Genomic DNA, 16,494 nt, shown 5'->3' on the forward strand with positions numbered 1-16,494 from the left:
TTGGCTTTTGGCTTTTGGCTTTTGGCTTTTGGCTTTTGGCTTTTGGCTTTTGGCTTTTGGCTTTTGGCTTTTGGCTTTTGGCTTTTGGCTTTTGGCTTTTGCAGCTATACGGTCAAGCGGTCAAGCGGTCAAGCGGTCAAGCGGCATTATCCGCTCAGGCGTGACCGCTGTTTTTGAAATCACGCAGAAAGCTGCCCCACTTCCGCTCATAAAATGGCGTAGTGTGCTTGATCATATAGTGACTGATGCCCGGTTCGTTTTCAGCAACGACACAGAGGTCAATCGGACGATCATCCGGTAACGTGTCGCTGGCAACGGTGCCGGCCGCCTGAATGATTGCTTCCACGTCTTCATCCACATCGATGCCGACCAGCAGGTGCGGCTGTTCTTCTCCCTGCTCCTGAATCTGCACCAGAAACGCACGGCGCACGGCGGGATATTTCGCAAATAGCTGGGTCAAAGAGTCGATCATCTGCGCGGGCATTTCTGCTGGCTGACNAATCAGGACTTGTGTGTCCTCCTCAATCACCTTTTTCGTCACAAGTCCGGTACCTTCGCCAGCCAGCAGGTGTTCAACCTCCTGCGGCAGAAACTCTTTCCCGTAAGGCAATTTCGGATTGAGGAACAACACGGCGCCCTGTGTCAGCTCGAACAGCGCTCGCGCGGGCAAGGCCAAAAAGGACTGTTCTTCGGTGATGGCCGACTGCAGAGCCTCAAGGGAAGAAAAAAATGGGATTGCGGAACTGCCATCCGGCTTCTCCCAATGCTGAAGATGCACATGGCTTCCGGCCTGAAGCGTCTGCTCACCAAAAGTCGTGTCGCCGTCGCTGTTTCCCAGTACGTACACCGTGGCTGTCATCAGTTCATTGAAAAATTCGGGCCGATGCGCAGGCTCCGTCGCAGCGCGCATCAGCGCCTCTTCCAGCGTGTTTCGTGGTGAAAATTCCATGGTCTTCCTCAACGCTTTCAGGCCTGCGCGTAACATGGAAGCCGCGCAGGCCTGTTGTTATGCTCGCGCGGCGTGACCGCGCGTTGTTTCGAAGCGGGTATTGACTTGCCCGCCGTCGCTTATTCAGCCTGCTTTGCTCAGCAGGAAGTCCGCCAGCGTGCGCACCCCCAGCCCGGTCGCGCCAGCCGACCATTGATCGACAGCGCCCTTACGATAGGTCGCCGAACAGTCAATATGGAGCCACCCTTTCTGGTAGTTTTCCACGAAGTAGGACAGGAAAGCCGCCGCCGTGCTGGCGCCCGCTGAATGCGCGGGACTGGCGATATTATTCAGATCCGCGAAGTTGGATGGCAGATGCTGACGGTGAAATTCCTCCAGCGGCAGACGCCAGAAGGGTTCGCCCTCACGTCCTGCGCTGGTGAGTAAATCCCCGACCAGCGCATCGTCAAAACTGAACAGCGCATGGTAGTCGTTCCCCAACGCCATTTTCGCGGCGCCGGTCAGTGTGGCGCAGTCGATAATCCACTGCGGTTTCTGTGCGGATGCGTCGATCAAGCCGTCAGCGAGCACCAGACGCCCTTCCGCATCCGTGTTCATCACTTCCACGGTCTTGCCGTTGCGATAACTGATGATGTCGCCCAGACGGAACGCGTTGCCGCTCACCATGTTGTCGGCACAGCACAAATACAGTTTGACGCGCTGTTTGAGTCCACGCGCCGCCGCCATTGCCAATGCGCCGGTCACCAGCGCTGCGCCGCCCATATCGGACTTCATCGAATCCATAAAGCTGCTGGGCTTGAGGCTATAACCACCAGTATCGAACGTGATGCCCTTACCGACCAGACACGCCATCACCGGCGCATCCGGGTTGCCGGTCGGATTGTAGTCGAGCGCCAGCAATACCGGCTGACGGTCTGAGCCGCGCCCAACGGTATACAGGCCGGAATAGTTCTGCTGACGCAGATCTTCGCCTTTGGTAATGCGGTAAGACACCGCGTCGCAGTTGACGGAACACAGCAAATCGACCGCGCGGGTCGCCAGCTGTTCCGGCCCCAGCGATTCCGCCGGCAGGTTGATGGTATCGCGCACCCAATCGACGATTTTCAGGCGGCGGTCCAACTCCTGCTGCGCAACTTCATCCAACGCCGCCCATTCAACGGTGCGCTGGCCTTTGGGTCCACGGTAGCCTTGCCAGAAAGCCCAGCTACTTTCGAGGTCCCATCCCTCGCCTTCCAGCTTGACGTGTTTAATGCCCTGACCGTCGATTTTACGGCCGGCGCGCTGGATGATGGCCAGCGGTTTTTCGCCTGTCAGATGGATGGTGAACCCCTGTTCGCCAGAGGTTAACGTTGCTTTTTCGCCCCAGCGAGCATCAGCCGGCTGGTGGGAAAGGGTAATCGGCATAGTTTCGGTTGTCATAATCACGTTCCCTATTGCGCATTTCTTTAATCAGGCGGGTCAGCCATGAAGAAAAGAAATTCGGCCGCCTCGAAGGCGCGCCTGTCGTGCTGGTTATTCAGCTTTTATCCAACCAGAGAACCGCATTTATTCCAACCTTTTCAGGTCACGGTTCGCTGGTCGATCGTTCAAATCATCCCTCTACGCATTCCATCATGCAGAGAGGTCGCTCTTGCAGGGATCGGTATGGCGATATTCGACCGCCGCTCCCGAATCAATCCGTCTCGCCGAGCAGGCTGACGGTGCCTAAGCCAGTGCGTGTATCAATATAGTGTAATGTGGCGTTTTTACGCCCCACACGTCATCTTTGCCCTCAGTGGTCACCTGACGTTTTTCAGGCACCGCCCTTTTGTCATCGCTCTGCGTTCACGATGCCCGTACCAGGACAGGTGATGACCACTCCTGCCCCATCAGTCCTGCGGCAAAAACTCGAGTCAAGATAGCATACCTGCGCCCTGTCACTGACGTAACTCGTCGGGAAGCATGCACAAAAACAGGAGAAATCCCACGTTGTATCAGCGCAAAGGACATTTTAGAGCCAGTCAGGTGACCGAGAATCCGGGGAGATCGGCAGAAAGCCGTGAACAACCTGAAGCGTGAAACGCATCATGGGGCGTTTAAGCCACCTGAATCGAGCGTTAATTCTACCCTTGGACAGGATAATCAATTGATGACAAGGAAAGTTGGCTTCAACGTTGACCGAACTGAATTGCCCGGTCAACAACACCTGTCAGGATGATGGCAAACGCCTTAGGATTGAGGCGCTATGGCAATGCTGGCGTTCTTCGCGTTCTGTTTGAACGCTTTCCAGCCTGGAGAGACGCTACGCAGCCGGTCGACGGCTTTGTGTACCTGCCTAACGGCGTAATCCACTTCCTCTTCCGTGCTGAAACGTCCCAACGAGAAGCGAATAGAGCTGAGCGCCAGCGTTTCGTTAACCCCCAGCGCCCGTAGCACGTAAGAGGGCTCGAGGCTCGCGGAAGTGCAGGCGGAACCGGAGGACACCGCCAGGTCTTTCAACGCCATGAGCAACGATTCGCCCTCGACGTAGTTAAAGCTGACGTTAAGAAGATTGGGGATGCTCTGAGACAGGTCGCCATTCAGATATATTTCTTCAATATTCCGAATGCCGTTCCACAGCCGATCGCGCAAGGCCCGCAGGCGCGAAGAGTCTGTTTCCATTTCTTCCGCCGCGATGCGATAGGCTTCGCCCATGCCCACGATCTGATGCACCGGCAGCGTGCCTGAACGCATTCCGCGCTCGTGGCCGCCGCCGTGCATCTGGGCTTCGATACGCACCCGCGGATTGCGGCGAACGAACAGCGCGCCGATGCCCTTCGGGCCATAAATCTTGTGACCGGAGAACGACATCAGATCGACCTTGAGCTGGCCGAGATCGATCGGTAATTTACCGACGCTCTGCGTGGCATCAACATGGTAGAGGATGCCGCGACGATGACACAGATCGCCGATAGCGGCGATATCCTGCACCACGCCAACTTCGTTGTTGGCATGCATGATGGAAACCAGGATCGTGTCGTCGCGAAAAGCGGCTTCCAACTCATTCAAGTCGATGATGCCGTTGCTCATCGGCGTGAGATAGGTGACGTCGAACCCGTCACGTTCCAGCTGATGACAGGGATCCAGCACGGCTTTGTGCTCCGTCACGCAGGTAATGATGTGCTTACCCTTTTCCTGATGAGCGGCGGCAGCGCCTTTGATCGCCAGATTATCCGCTTCCGTGGCGCCCGAGGTGAAGACGATTTCACGGGGATCCGCGCCAACCAAATCGGCGATCTGGTTGCGTGCGACGTCTACCGCTTCTTCCGCCTGCCAGCCGTAACGATGCGAACGGGACGCGGCATTGCCGAACGTACCGTCCATCGTCAGGAACTTCATCATTTTTTCAGCCACACGCGGATCAACCGGCGTCGTGGCTGAATAATCCAGATAAATGGGTAACTTCATTGCTCATTAACTCCGTACTTCACACCAAAACGTACTCTGCGTTTTGTTTATAGTCGGGCGCTCCTGCCCGTACCCCTCAGGGCCAACGCCATGCGTTGTCAGACGTCCCCGAACCTTTTTTAGGCGCGCAAGTTAACGTTGATCGTTTCCTGCGTGCGGCCGGTAGAGGTACGGCGCGTATCGGCATCCTGACGGTCGGCAACATCAAGAATATCTTTGTTGTTGACCAGCTCGCCCAGAGTGATGTTGTTGAGGAAATCGGTGATGCGGTCGCTCAGGTCGCGCCACAGCGTGTGCGTCAGGCAGCGGTCGCCGCCCTGGCAGCCTTCACGCCCCTGGCAACGGGTCGCATCGACCGATTCGTCAACGGCGGAAATAACCGCGCCGACGGCGATATCGTTAGCGTCTCTTCCCAGCAAATAGCCGCCGCCCGGTCCACGAACGCTGGAAACCAGGCCGTTTTTACGCAGACGGGAGAACAGCTGTTCAAGATACGAAAGCGAAATGCCCTGACGTTCAGAGATGTCGGCCAGAGGAACAGGGCCTTCCTGAGAATGCAGCGCCACATCCAGCATGGCGGTAACAGCATAACGGCCTTTAGAAGTCAGTCTCATATCAATGGTATCCGTAGAGTGAACCCGTGTTTTTGAACACAGGAAGGGTCGAAATGTGATATTAGTCTGTCATTCCCGAGTATTTCAGTCAAGTATTTATCCGAGTAAAACACTCAACTATTACTCGCTACTCACCGGTCATTTTTATGGATAGAACTCAGGATGCCACGCAGGATATTGAGCTCCTGACTTTCCGGACGCGCGCGGGTGAACAGTCTGCGCAACTTGCTCATGACCTGCCCCTGATGCGACTGACGGATGAAACCAGTCTCCAGCAACGTGGATTCCAGATGCTGATAAAAGCGCTCTAGATCGTCCACCAACGGATACGGGGTTTCTTCATGATCGGGCGTATCCATCTGCTCGTTATCCAGATGCGCGACGCGGATTTCGTAAGACAGAATCTGCACCGCCATCGCCAGATTCAGCGAGCTGTACTCCGGGTTCGCCGGGATCGCCACATGATAATGACATTTCTGCAGTTCATCATTGGTCAACCCGACCCGTTCACGGCCAAACACGATGGCGACAGGCGCATGACGCGACTCTTGCGCGCTGCGAACGCCACATTCGCGGGGCTCCAGCATCGGCCACGGCAGCGTACGCGAGCGGGCGCTGGTCCCAATGACCAGACTGCAGCCTTCCAGCGCCTGATCCAGATTTTCAACCAGCGTCGCATTCCCGATGACGTCGCTCGCGCCGGCGGAAAGCGCGATCGCCTGTGAATCAGGCTTAACCAACGGATTAACCAGATAAAGATTGCTCAACCCCATGGTTTTCATCGCCCGAGCGGCCGATCCCATGTTGCCGGTGTGGGACGTTTCCACCAGGACAATGCGTATATTTTCTAACATGCTGACTCAATAGTGCGAAAAAGGAAATGCGGACTATGTTAACACAATCTTCGCTATTTTCTCTTTTGCTGGTATACTGCGCGCCGATTTCTGTTCTTTAACATTCTTGTGGACGATACCATGCATCCGATGCTGAACATTGCCGTGCGCGCCGCGCGTAAAGGCGGTAATTTAATTGCCAAAAACTATGAAACGCCCGACGCCGTCGAGGCGAGCCAGAAAGGCAGTAACGATTTTGTCACCAATGTCGATCGGGATGCAGAGCGCCTGATTATTGAAATCATTCGCAAATCATACCCTCAGCACACCATCATCAGTGAAGAGTGCGGAGAACTGGTCGGAGAAGACCAGGATGTTCAATGGATTATCGATCCCCTGGATGGCACTTCCAACTTTATCAAACGTCTGCCGCACTTCGCGGTTTCCATCGCTGTTCGCATCAAAGGCCGCACCGAAGTCGCGGTCGTCTACGATCCAATGCGTAATGAGCTGTTCACCGCCACTCGCGGTCAGGGCGCTCAGCTGAACGGCTATCGTCTGCGCAGCAGCAACGCTCGCGACCTGGACGGCACCATTCTCGCCACCGGCTTCCCGTTCAAGCACAAACAGCACTCCGCCAGCTACTTCCGCATGATGGAAGGTCTGTTCGGTCTGTGCGCGGACTTCCGCCGCACCGGTTCCGCCGCGTTGGATCTGGCTTACGTTGCCGCGGGCCGCGTTGATGGTTTCTTCGAAATCGGCCTCAAGCCGTGGGACTTCGCTGGCGGTGAACTGCTGGTACGTGAAGCAGGCGGTATCGTGACCGACTTCGTCGGCGGCCACAATTACCTGACGACCGGCAACATCGTCGCGGGCAACCCGCGCGTCGTGAAATCCCTGTTGTCCAACGTCCGCGACAACCTGAGCGATGCACTGAAACGTTAAGTTTCTCCCGGTTAGTCGACTACGGTCGGCTAACCGCCATTTTCTTTTATTCCTGCTATCACCCCCGAGCGTTTTACCTTTTAGACCTCAGTCACGTTTCCCCCTTCATCAAGCGCCACACTCGCCGGGACGTACTCCCTATCTCAGCCCGAAGACCTCATTGACGCACTGATGCCGAGCGGGTCATCTCATCCCCCCAGTTGTTTTGATTCATCATAACGATGCCTCCAGACCAGACAGAAACCGAGGGACTGTACCGAGGATTCCCCATGCACAACAACCCCATGCGTCAGCGACCCTAGGTCGTTTCCGGCTGTATTAAATAACCTCATCATTCCGCAGCCTGGTCGCTTTTTTGAGATGAAAGGCGCAAATTCCCGCACATGAGTGGCATAAAGGTCGAATACATCAACGCTCGCTAACTTTTGTTTTTTAACTTTTTTGTTGGTTGAAAGCTCACCCGATTACATATGATAATAATTATTAAACTCATTTTAAGGACGGAGTGCAGTCGCGTTATGTTCAACCACCTGTTTCGACACGTTTTGCTGGTCGCCGCACTGACGGCTTCCTTTATTAGCCATGCCACGCAATATCCCGTCACGGTGACCGATCTCGACGGGCAGAACGTCACGCTCAAACAGGAGCCCCGGCGCATTGTCTTGCAGGACGGTCGCGACATCATGGCGTTGGCGCTGTTGGATCGCGAGAATCCATTTCAGCGGTTGGTGGCCTGGAATAACCTGCCCAGAACATCCGACACCGCGACATGGAACATGTTGAAAGGCAAATGGCCGCAGGCGGCGTCCATCCTGGAAATGGGATTCAGCGACAAAGGCGATATCGAGCTGGAAAGCGTACTCGCGCAACGGCCCGACCTGATGATCGCGCAAATGCGCGCCAAACCCTCGCTGACTGATAACGGTATACTCAGCAAATTGCGCACGCTCGGCATCCCCGTCATCTTCATCGATTTTGAAATCGCGCCCGTCAAAAACACGACCGCCAGCATAACCCTGCTGGGACGCGTGCTGAACCGCGAAGATAACGCTAAAGCCTATACGGATTTTTATCGCCAGCATCTCGACGCTATTCAGCAACGCACCGCCTCCATCGCGCCGAAAGCCAATGTATTCATCGAAGCGCTGGCCGGTCGTTCTGAATCCTGCTGCTTCAGCCATGCACATAACGGCTGGGGCGGACTGGTCGAAGCCGTCGGCGCACGGAATATCGGCTCAGCGCTGCTTCCGGGCGCCTACGGTTACGTGTCTTTGGAAAAACTCATCAGCATGAAACCTGACGTTTACATCATGACCGGGTCAAAACGCGGCGACGGCGCCAGTCCGCTGTTGCAGCTGGGTTATGGCGCGGACAAGGCGAATCTCGATGGCAGAGGAAACCAACTGCTCAGCCGGACCGGCGTGGCGCAAATTCCGGCCGTGCAGAAAAAACAAGCATTCGGCCTATACCACCATTTCTATAATCACCCGTACAATGTCGTTGGTATGGAATATCTGGCTAAGGCAATCTACCCTCAGCAGTTCAGCGATCTGAATCCGGACGCCTCCTACCACGACATTATTCGCCGCTTCACGACGTTGCCCGACAGCGAATTTATTTTTTCCTGGAAACAGGCTGAGTAACTTTCATGAGTGTTACGACCGAATCGACTCACCGCGGTAGCCCGACTGCCGAAAACCGCATTATGCATCGCTATCAGCATATCGTCCGACACCGCATGCTGATTATGGCCGTCCTGGTGATAGCGATCGTCGCCTCGCTGCTGCTGGACTTTGTCCTCGGCCCATCGGGCCTGCCGCTGAAAACGCTGTGGCAAACGCTGACCGACCCCGCGGCGGCGGATGCTGGCATTCGCGTGATTGTCTGGGATATCCGCCTGCCCTATGCGCTGATGGCGGTCGTCGTCGGTCTGGCGCTAGGGCTTGCAGGCGCCGAAATGCAGACGATCCTCAATAACCCGCTCGCCAGCCCGTTTACGTTGGGCGTCTCCTCAGCCGCCGCGTTTGGCGCGGCGCTGGCCATCGTGCTGGGTATCGGCCTTCCCGGCATTCCGGCTCAGTGGTTTATCTCCGCCAACGCGTTCCTGTTCGCCCTGTTGGCCGCGTTGCTGCTTGATGCCATCACCCGCTGGACACAGGTTGCCACTTCAGGCGTGGTGCTCTTCGGCATCGCACTCGTCTTCACCTTTAACGCGCTGGTGTCTATGCTGCAGTTCGTCGCCAACGAAGACACGCTGCAAGGGCTTGTCTTCTGGACCATGGGCAGTCTGGCCCGCGCATCGTGGGAAAAACTGGGCGTTCTGCTGCTGGTGCTGGCGGTGGTCATGCCGCTCTCAATGATGAACGCGTGGAAGCTGACGGCGCTGCGTCTGGGCGAAGACCGGGCGATCAGCTTCGGCATCAATGTCCGCCGCCTGCGGCTGGCGACGCTGCTGCGCATTAGCATATTGTCCGCGCTTTCGGTCGCCTTCGTCGGTCCCATCGGCTTTATCGGCCTGGTGGCGCCGCATATCGCCCGACTGATTTTCGGCGAAGATCACCGCTTTTATCTGCCGGCCAGCGCGTTGACCGGCGCGCTGGTGCTGTCGCTGGCCTCAGTGGTGTCCAAGAACCTGCTGCCGGGCGTCATCATTCCCGTCGGCATTGTCACCTCACTGGTCGGCGTGCCTTTCTTCCTGAGTATCATTCTGCGGCATAGGGGGAGCGTATGAATTCGTCACCTAAAGGGCTCACCCTGACTCACTTCCACGCGGGCTATCCCAAGCGCCCGGTGATCGCGGACCTCAACGTGCCGAAGCTCCCGAGAGGCAAAATCACCGTGTTGCTGGGGCCGAACGGTAGCGGAAAATCCACGCTGCTGCGGGCGATGGCCGGGCTGGGCAATGCGAAAGGGAACGTCTATTTGGACGACGTGAACCTGATGCAGCTTCCTTTCAGCCAACGCGCCGAAAAGGTGGTTTACCTCCCCCAGTCGCTGCCGGCCGGGGTACATCTGCACGTCCTGGAATCGATCATCGTCGCCCAGCGCGCCAGCGGAGGCCTGTCTCAGCGCGAAGATAAAGACGAGGTCATGACACTACTCCAACAGCTGGGTATCGAGCATTTGGCGCTGAGCTATCTGGACCAGCTGTCCGGGGGGCAGAAACAGCTGGTCGGGCTGGCGCAGTCGCTGATCCGTCAGCCGTCGCTGCTTCTGCTGGATGAACCGCTCAGCGCGCTCGATCTTAACTACCAGTTCCACGTGATGGATTTGGTGCGTCGAGAAACCCAGCGCCGGAACATCGTCACCGTTGTGGTGGTTCACGACATTAACATCGCGCTTCGCCACGGCGATCACGTGTTGATGCTGCAAAATGGTCAGTTGATTGCCGACGGGGAGCCGGCAGAGGTTATTACCGCAGAGAGTCTGGCGCGCGTTTACGGCGTACGAGGACGCATTGAGCGTTGTTCACAGGGCATACCGCAGGTGATGATCGACGGACTGGTCACAGAGCCGATGCAGTAAGTAACCCTCCCGCCCTGGGCTACACCGGGGCTTTGGACCGGCAGGCTTTCCNCCTCAGCGAAGCCGCGCCGATCAATCCAGAACTATCCCGCAAACGGGCGAATGCCGCCCATCATGGCGGGTTGGGCGCTGACATACAGCACCACGCCCACCACCATGAGCAATGCGCCGCCGCTCAGGGATAAAGCACACCAGAAAAGTTGCTGCCATCGAGGTGAAGCCCGTTCTGCGCCGAGGCGCGTCATCAGCCGTCGGCAGGCGCTGACCACCGCCGCCAGCAGGGAGAGCGTAAAGGCGGTGCCCAACGCCATCGTCAACGCGGACAAAATTCCCCAGACATACACCCCGAGGACTTTGGCGAACAACAGCACCAGTATCGCGCCCGAACAGGGACGTAATCCCATCGCCAGCACCACCATTAAGCGAGCACGCCACCCGCCGTCTTCGGTAAGCGCTTCCGGCTGCGGAACATGCTGATGCCCGCAGCCGCATCCCGCGTCATGCAAAACAGAACCGCGGATATTCTCGACGCGCCACACCGACGACGACGGCGCTGCCGTCAGCGGCGCAAGCCGCTGGATGCGGGGAGGACGGGACCCCGCTCGCGCCGCAAACAGCCGCCGCACAGCCCGTACGCACAACCACACCCCGAGCAGCATCACCAGCAGGTAACTGCCCTTCTCTATCCAAAAACTGCTGACGTGCAGCACCCGGCTGGAGAGCTGCAACACGGAGAGCACTATCGTCACCAGCATCACCGCGACCATGCCCTGCAACAGCGATGCGGCGAAGGTGAGCTGGAGGCTGCGCTTCAGGCGAGACGGATGCGTAGCGAGATAGGTGGCGATCACCACCTTGCCGTGGCCCGGCCCAAGCGCATGCAAAATGCCGTAGGTCAGACTGAACGCGAGCAGGCTCCAACCGGCGCGATGCGGCTGCGTGCTGACCGCCTCCATCAACTGCGACATTTGCTGGTGAAGCGATTTTTGCCAAATGACGCTTTGGCGTAACATATCCGGCCACCAAGCCCAGACTTCATAGAGTCCCCAGCCCAAGGCCAGCAGCAGGATCAACAGCGGCCACACAGCGCGGCGAGTATGACCAACGGAATGAGAAGAGAGATTTATTGGCATTGCAACGTGACCCGCTGTGCAAATTGTTGACCCAGCGCCATGTCTTCGTCCGGGCTGTCATTTTTATCCAACGAGAGCGCATAAGACTGTAGCGAAGCGTCCGGTTTCGGCGTCGTCAGCGTAGTATGGCAGCGCGACGACAATGCCGGATTAACGGCGATCGCCTTGTCCTCTTTGTAGGACATATCGACGAAGTAGGTCGGATCGTAGGTGGATATCAGCAGAGGTTTTCCCGCCAAAGGCTGGGGATGGGCCAACGGAAGCACGAACTCCAGCACCGCCTGATTGCCGTGACGAGAAAGATGATATTCGCTTGGCACCGGCGCATATTTAACCGGTTTGCCGTCGCGAAAGATGTCGGTGAAATAGTGCTGCCCCAGCACGTTGGCCATAACTTCCGCCGCCAGTTTCTTCCAGACTTCCGCCTCTTTGGACGCAGCTCCCGCATCATAGAGGAGATCGGCGGAGGTCATTGGGTCCATCGTCCACGTCATGCGCAGACCGGTGATGAGATCGTTTTGTCCCTCCACGGTCATGCGCATGTCGATAAAACTGTGCGGATGCGCCAACGCCTGCGGGATCGCACCCGATCCCGCAATCATCAGCCCCGCCGCCAATCGGCTAGGCCATCGCGACGTGATTGCACCGAATACCATCATCACCTCTGATTAATGATTTTCCTTCAGGGAGGTCTTTGCCGTACCCGGCAACCGAAAAAACAGGACCGGAGCCGCCAGCAATGCCATCACCCAGAACGTTTTGCCCTGCAGATGGCTGAACAGATAACCGGAAAAGACCGTGACCAGAGCGATTCCGCCGCCCATCGCCAAGGCGGAATACACCGCTTGCAGCTTCAGTACGTCGCTGCCCTGTCGCGTGGAGATGAAGCGCATGGCCGACAGATGGCATATCGTAAACGTCCCGCAGTGTAATAGCTGAATCACGATCAGCCACGGCAGCGACACGGTCGATCCCATCAGTCCCCAGCGGATCACGCCGCACGCGGCCGAGAGCAACAGCAACCCCTGTGCCGTCCAGCGCCGAAATAAACGATGACTGAGCGCAAAAATCACAATCTCTGCAACCACGCCCAGCGACCAGAGATATCCCACGACCGATGCCGAGTAGCCCATATTCTGCCAGTAAATGACGCTAAAGCCGTAATACGCGGCGTGCGCTCCCTGCAACAGGGTGACGCCGAGCATAAAGCGCCACACGGCGGTTTCACTCAATAACTGACGCCACGGGGTTGAGGCAAGATCGGTCGCCTGAGACGCCGCCGCCTGGGGCGCGGTTTCCGGCTGAAACAGCATGCCTAACAACATACACAGCAGGCCGACGCAGAGAACCATCAGAATGGCCGGATGTCCCCAGACGGCAACGAGATCGCCCGTGACCGCAGAACCAATAACGAATGCGATAGATCCCCACAGCCGCACCCGCCCGTAGTCCATCGTGAGCTGTTTACGCCAAGTGCTCGCCAGCGCATCGGTCAGCGGCACCAGCGGCGCAAAGAACAGGTTGAATCCGATCATGACCAGCAGCAGCCACAACCACGCATTGCCGAGCCAGAACCCGAAAGCCATGATCAGCGAGACCAGCGCCAGACCGCGCAGTGCGCCGATGAGCCGGGACGGATGCCCGACCCCGGCCGTGATAGCCAGACTCCCGCAGCAGCGAGCGACCAGACCAGCGCCGAGCAATAGCCCAATGGTTTCATCCGATAAACCTTCTCCCTGCAGCCAACGCCCCCAAAAAGGCAAAAAGATGCCGTAGCAGAAAAAGTAGGTGAAATAGCTGAGAGCCAGCCAGCGAGTGGATCGTAAAACCATGGGTTCTCCTGTGTTCGGCCGGCTACTTTGGCAAAGATGTTTGACTGGCGCAACCAGGCCGACAGATAAAAAAACGCCAGCGTTGCGCTGGCGTTTATTCGATGTGCGTGACGGAGCACGCTTCGCAGGCTTAGGCGTAAACAGGGAAACGAGCACAAAGTTCCAGCACTTTCTGCTTGGTGCGCTCAATTACCGCTTCGTCGTTGATGTTATCCAGCACGTCACAAATCCATCCGGCCAGTTCGCGCACTTCAGCTTCTTTGAAGCCACGGCGGGTGGCGGACGGCGTACCGATACGAATACCGGAGGTCACGAACGGGCTCTTAGGATCGTTCGGCACGCTGTTTTTGTTGACGGTGATGTTCGCGCGGCCCAGCGCGGCATCGGCTTCTTTACCGGTGATGTCTTTGCTGACCAGATCCAACAGGAACAGGTGGTTTTGCGTACCGCCGGAAACCACGTTGAAACCCCGCGTCAGGAAGACTTCCACCATCTCTTTGGCGTTTTTCGCTACCTGCTGCTGGTAAACGGTAAATTCAGGTTCCATCGCTTCTTTCAGCGCGACGGCTTTACCGGCGATAACATGCATCAGCGGGCCGCCCTGACCACCCGGGAATACCGCGGAGTTCAGTTTCTTATACAGATCTTCATCACCGCCTTTCGCCAGGATCAGACCGCCGCGCGGACCCGCCAGCGTTTTGTGCGTCGTGGTGGTCACGATGTGCGCGTGAGGCACCGGTGTCGGATAAACGCCGGCAGCAACCAGACCCGCAACGTGCGCCATATCAACGAACAGGTATGCGCCCACGCTATCAGCGATTTCACGCATTTTCGCCCAGTCGACCACGCCGGAATAAGCGGAGAAGCCGCCGACGATCATTTTCGGTTTGTGAGTATGCGCCAACTCGGCCATTTCGTCGTAGTCAATCTTGCCGCTTTCATCGATACCGTAAGGGATGACGTTGTACAGCTTACCGGAGAGGTTGACCGGCGCGCCGTGAGTCAGGTGGCCACCGTGAGCCAGGTTCATGCCCAGAATGGTATCGCCAGGCTGCAGCAGCGCGGTGTAAACCGCAAAGTTGGCCTGAGAACCTGAGTGCGGCTGTACGTTGGCGTAGTCTGCGCCAAACAGCGCTTTCGCGCGGTCGATGGCCAGTTGCTCAACGATATCGACATATTCACAACCGCCGTAATAGCGTTTGCCCGGGTATCCTTCCGCATATTTGTTGGTTAGCTGAGATCCCTGTGCCTGCATGACGCGTGGGCTGGTGTAGTTTTCTGAAGCAATCAGCTCAATATGTTCTTCCTGACGCACTACTTCCTGCTGCATGGCCTGCCACAGCTCGGCATCATAATCGGCAATGTTCATTTCACGCTTTAACATCCGGATCTCCTGACTCAGCTAACGTGCATTTTTTACAACGCAATATAATCGCCCCGAAAGGCACTGGCCTATAGTGTAAACCGATTCTCACCAGCGAAGATAGGCTTTGACGGAGGTTTTTGCGCAAACGATTGGCCTCAGGCGGCGCAAGGGTTTGCGCTTTTCTTTCCCTCCCCGTGCGGAGCGACTTTTTCTCATCAGGCACCTGTATCTTTTTCATGTTGGCCTGCGATCCCATTCGCTGACGCCGCGCCCTTCCCCTTCTTGTTCCCTTTGAAATTTTCTCTTATTGGTCTGTAAGACCATTCTGATACTAAGTATTTTTTATATTATCTTTTGACCGAGAATAATTATTACTAATAACGATATTGAACCTAACTATGTGGGTTGCTAATTTCCTCGCATTGAACGGATTTCAACCACCCGCCCTTCATTCTCACACCAGGGAAACGTAGGCGAGCTACGTGGGCACAATAAGGAGATAACCTCATGAGTCGTCTTATACCTCGCAATGGACCAAGCCATCCCGGCCGATTGACCTCTTCCCCCTTCTCGCTAAAAACGCCGGCGTGTTTACTGTTCGTCAGCGTTGCAACGGCACTGATGTCTTCCAGCGCAATCGCTGGTTCTGTGCTGACGCAGGAAGCCCTGACCACCGCACCGGCCGTCGGTTGGGCATCACAAAACGGATCTACCACCGGTGGATCCGCCGCAGCGGAAGAGAATATCTACAGCGTCGCGACGATCGACGAGTTCAAAACGGCGCTGGCGGCCGGCAGCGCCAGTAAAATCATCCAGATTACGGCGCCTATCGACATCAGCGGCGGCACCGCTTATACGAGCTTTGACGATCAAAAAGCACGAAGCCAGCTCCAGGTCCCTTCCAACACCACAATCATCGGTATTGGCGACCAGGGCAAACTCACCAACGGTTCGCTGATCGTCAAAGAGGTCAGCAACGTGATCTTGCGGAATCTCTATGTTGAAACGCCGGTCGACGTTGAGCCGCATTATGAGTCGGGGGATGGCTGGAATGCAGAATGGGATGCGATGAATGTTCAGACCGCCGACCATGTATGGATCGATCATATGACTATCAGCGACGGCAGTTTTACGGACGAAAAGTACACGACCAAGGATGGCGAAAGGTATGTACAGCACGACGGAGCGCTAGATATCAAACGCGGTTCCGACTATGTCACCGTTTCTAATAGTCGCTTTGAGCTGCATGATAAAACCGTTCTGATTGGCCATAGCGACAGCAATACCGCCCAAGACCAAGGCAAACTGCACGTCACTTTCTTCAACAACCTGTTTAACCGGGTACGTGAACGTGCGCCGAGAATTCGTTTCGGCAACGTACATGCCTTCAATAATGTCTATATCGGTGACGTGAAGGACACGGTTTATCCTTACTTGTACAGCTTTGGCATCGGCACCAGCAGCAGCCTATTGTCCGAGGGTAACGGTTTCACCATCAGCAATCTCAGCAGTAGCTGCAAAGTGGTGAAAGCTTTTAACGGCAAAATCTTCTCGGATAAAGGCTCCATGCTGAACGGCAGCGAGGTCGATTTGTCTGCCTGCGGCTTTACGGCATACACCGACACCATCCCGTACAGCTATACCGTGCAACCGATGACGACCAGCTTGTCTGACGAAATCGCCGCAAATGCCGGTTTCGGTAAACTCTAAATAAAAAAGCGGCAATCGCGCAAAGGTTATTAATCCGGGGTTGCCGCTTCATCCTAACGTTATTTATCCAAAATAAAATAAATTAATAAGTCAATAAGAAAATACCAATAACAAATCAGGAACCCCCTTTCAGTAATACCTATAAAAAGTGATAGGAATAA

14 protein-coding genes are annotated in these 16,494 nt (G+C 56.2%); 5 read left to right on the forward strand and 9 right to left on the reverse strand.

Annotated elements, in window-relative coordinates:
* Positions 1 to 154 precede the first annotated feature (154 nt).
* The 5 genes from sseB to trmJ all read right to left on the reverse strand — a co-directional run bounded on the left by sseB (position 155) and on the right by trmJ (position 5,843).
* Positions 155 to 949 (reverse strand): enhanced serine sensitivity protein SseB, encoded by a 795-nt coding sequence (gene sseB / locus SB13_RS00005; protein ID WP_026738378.1) that lies wholly within the window; start codon positions 947 to 949, stop codon positions 155 to 157.
* 123 nt (positions 950 to 1,072) lie between these two features.
* Positions 1,073 to 2,368, reverse strand: coding sequence for an aminopeptidase PepB (gene pepB, locus SB13_RS00010; protein ID WP_026738379.1), 1,296 nt, complete (start codon positions 2,366 to 2,368; stop codon positions 1,073 to 1,075).
* Between the two features lie 789 nt (positions 2,369 to 3,157).
* Complete coding sequence (locus SB13_RS00015; RefSeq protein ID WP_026738380.1) at positions 3,158 to 4,375, reverse strand: IscS subfamily cysteine desulfurase; 1,218 nt, start codon at positions 4,373 to 4,375, stop codon at positions 3,158 to 3,160.
* Positions 4,376 to 4,494: 119 nt separating this feature from the next.
* Complete coding sequence (gene iscR, locus SB13_RS00020) at positions 4,495 to 4,989, reverse strand: Fe-S cluster assembly transcriptional regulator IscR (protein ID WP_026738381.1); 495 nt, start codon at positions 4,987 to 4,989, stop codon at positions 4,495 to 4,497.
* Between the two features lie 131 nt (positions 4,990 to 5,120).
* Positions 5,121 to 5,843: a tRNA (cytosine(32)/uridine(32)-2'-O)-methyltransferase TrmJ gene (trmJ, locus tag SB13_RS00025; protein WP_026738382.1), complete on the reverse strand. Its 723-nt coding sequence runs from the start codon at positions 5,841 to 5,843 to the stop codon at positions 5,121 to 5,123.
* A 120-nt stretch (positions 5,844 to 5,963) separates the two neighbouring features.
* On the opposite strand from trmJ, the gene suhB reads away from it, so the two are divergent.
* From suhB to SB13_RS00045, 4 genes are all read left to right on the forward strand, one after another.
* Positions 5,964 to 6,767: an inositol-1-monophosphatase gene (gene suhB, locus SB13_RS00030; protein ID WP_026738383.1), complete on the forward strand. Its 804-nt coding sequence runs from the start codon at positions 5,964 to 5,966 to the stop codon at positions 6,765 to 6,767.
* Between the two features lie 518 nt (positions 6,768 to 7,285).
* Positions 7,286 to 8,410, forward strand: coding sequence for an ABC transporter substrate-binding protein (locus SB13_RS00035; protein ID WP_051616396.1), 1,125 nt, complete (start codon positions 7,286 to 7,288; stop codon positions 8,408 to 8,410).
* A 5-nt stretch (positions 8,411 to 8,415) separates the two neighbouring features.
* A complete protein-coding gene (locus SB13_RS00040; protein WP_026738385.1) occupies positions 8,416 to 9,498 on the forward strand; it encodes a FecCD family ABC transporter permease in 1,083 nt (360 codons plus the stop codon).
* On the forward strand, positions 9,495 to 10,292 hold the full coding sequence (locus SB13_RS00045; protein WP_026738386.1) for an ABC transporter ATP-binding protein: 798 nt from the start codon (positions 9,495 to 9,497) through the stop codon (positions 10,290 to 10,292). Before SB13_RS00040 ends, SB13_RS00045 begins: the two co-directional genes overlap by 4 nt.
* Positions 10,293 to 10,375: 83 nt before the next feature.
* On the opposite strand, the gene SB13_RS00050 is transcribed toward SB13_RS00045, so the two are convergent.
* The 4 genes from SB13_RS00050 to glyA form a co-directional block, all read right to left on the reverse strand.
* Complete coding sequence (locus tag SB13_RS00050) at positions 10,376 to 11,425, reverse strand: nickel/cobalt transporter (RefSeq protein ID WP_026738387.1); 1,050 nt, start codon at positions 11,423 to 11,425, stop codon at positions 10,376 to 10,378.
* Positions 11,416 to 12,027, reverse strand: coding sequence for a DUF1007 family protein (locus SB13_RS00055; RefSeq protein ID WP_051619036.1), 612 nt, complete (start codon positions 12,025 to 12,027; stop codon positions 11,416 to 11,418). The genes SB13_RS00050 and SB13_RS00055 overlap by 10 nt, the downstream gene beginning before the upstream one ends.
* A 66-nt stretch (positions 12,028 to 12,093) precedes the next feature.
* Complete coding sequence (locus tag SB13_RS00060) at positions 12,094 to 13,257, reverse strand: 3-phenylpropionate MFS transporter (RefSeq protein WP_026738389.1); 1,164 nt, start codon at positions 13,255 to 13,257, stop codon at positions 12,094 to 12,096.
* A 130-nt stretch (positions 13,258 to 13,387) separates the two neighbouring features.
* Complete coding sequence (gene glyA / locus SB13_RS00065; RefSeq protein ID WP_026738390.1) at positions 13,388 to 14,641, reverse strand: serine hydroxymethyltransferase; 1,254 nt, start codon at positions 14,639 to 14,641, stop codon at positions 13,388 to 13,390.
* A 489-nt stretch (positions 14,642 to 15,130) separates the two neighbouring features.
* On the opposite strand from glyA, the gene SB13_RS00070 reads away from it, so the two are divergent.
* Positions 15,131 to 16,333, forward strand: a complete 1,203-nt coding sequence (locus SB13_RS00070; protein ID WP_081821802.1) for a polysaccharide lyase — start codon at positions 15,131 to 15,133, stop codon at positions 16,331 to 16,333.
* Positions 16,334 to 16,494: the final 161 nt, after the last annotated feature.

This window comes from Lonsdalea quercina subsp. quercina (assembly GCF_000688695.1).
GTDB classification, from domain to species: domain Bacteria; phylum Pseudomonadota; class Gammaproteobacteria; order Enterobacterales; family Enterobacteriaceae; genus Lonsdalea; species Lonsdalea quercina_D.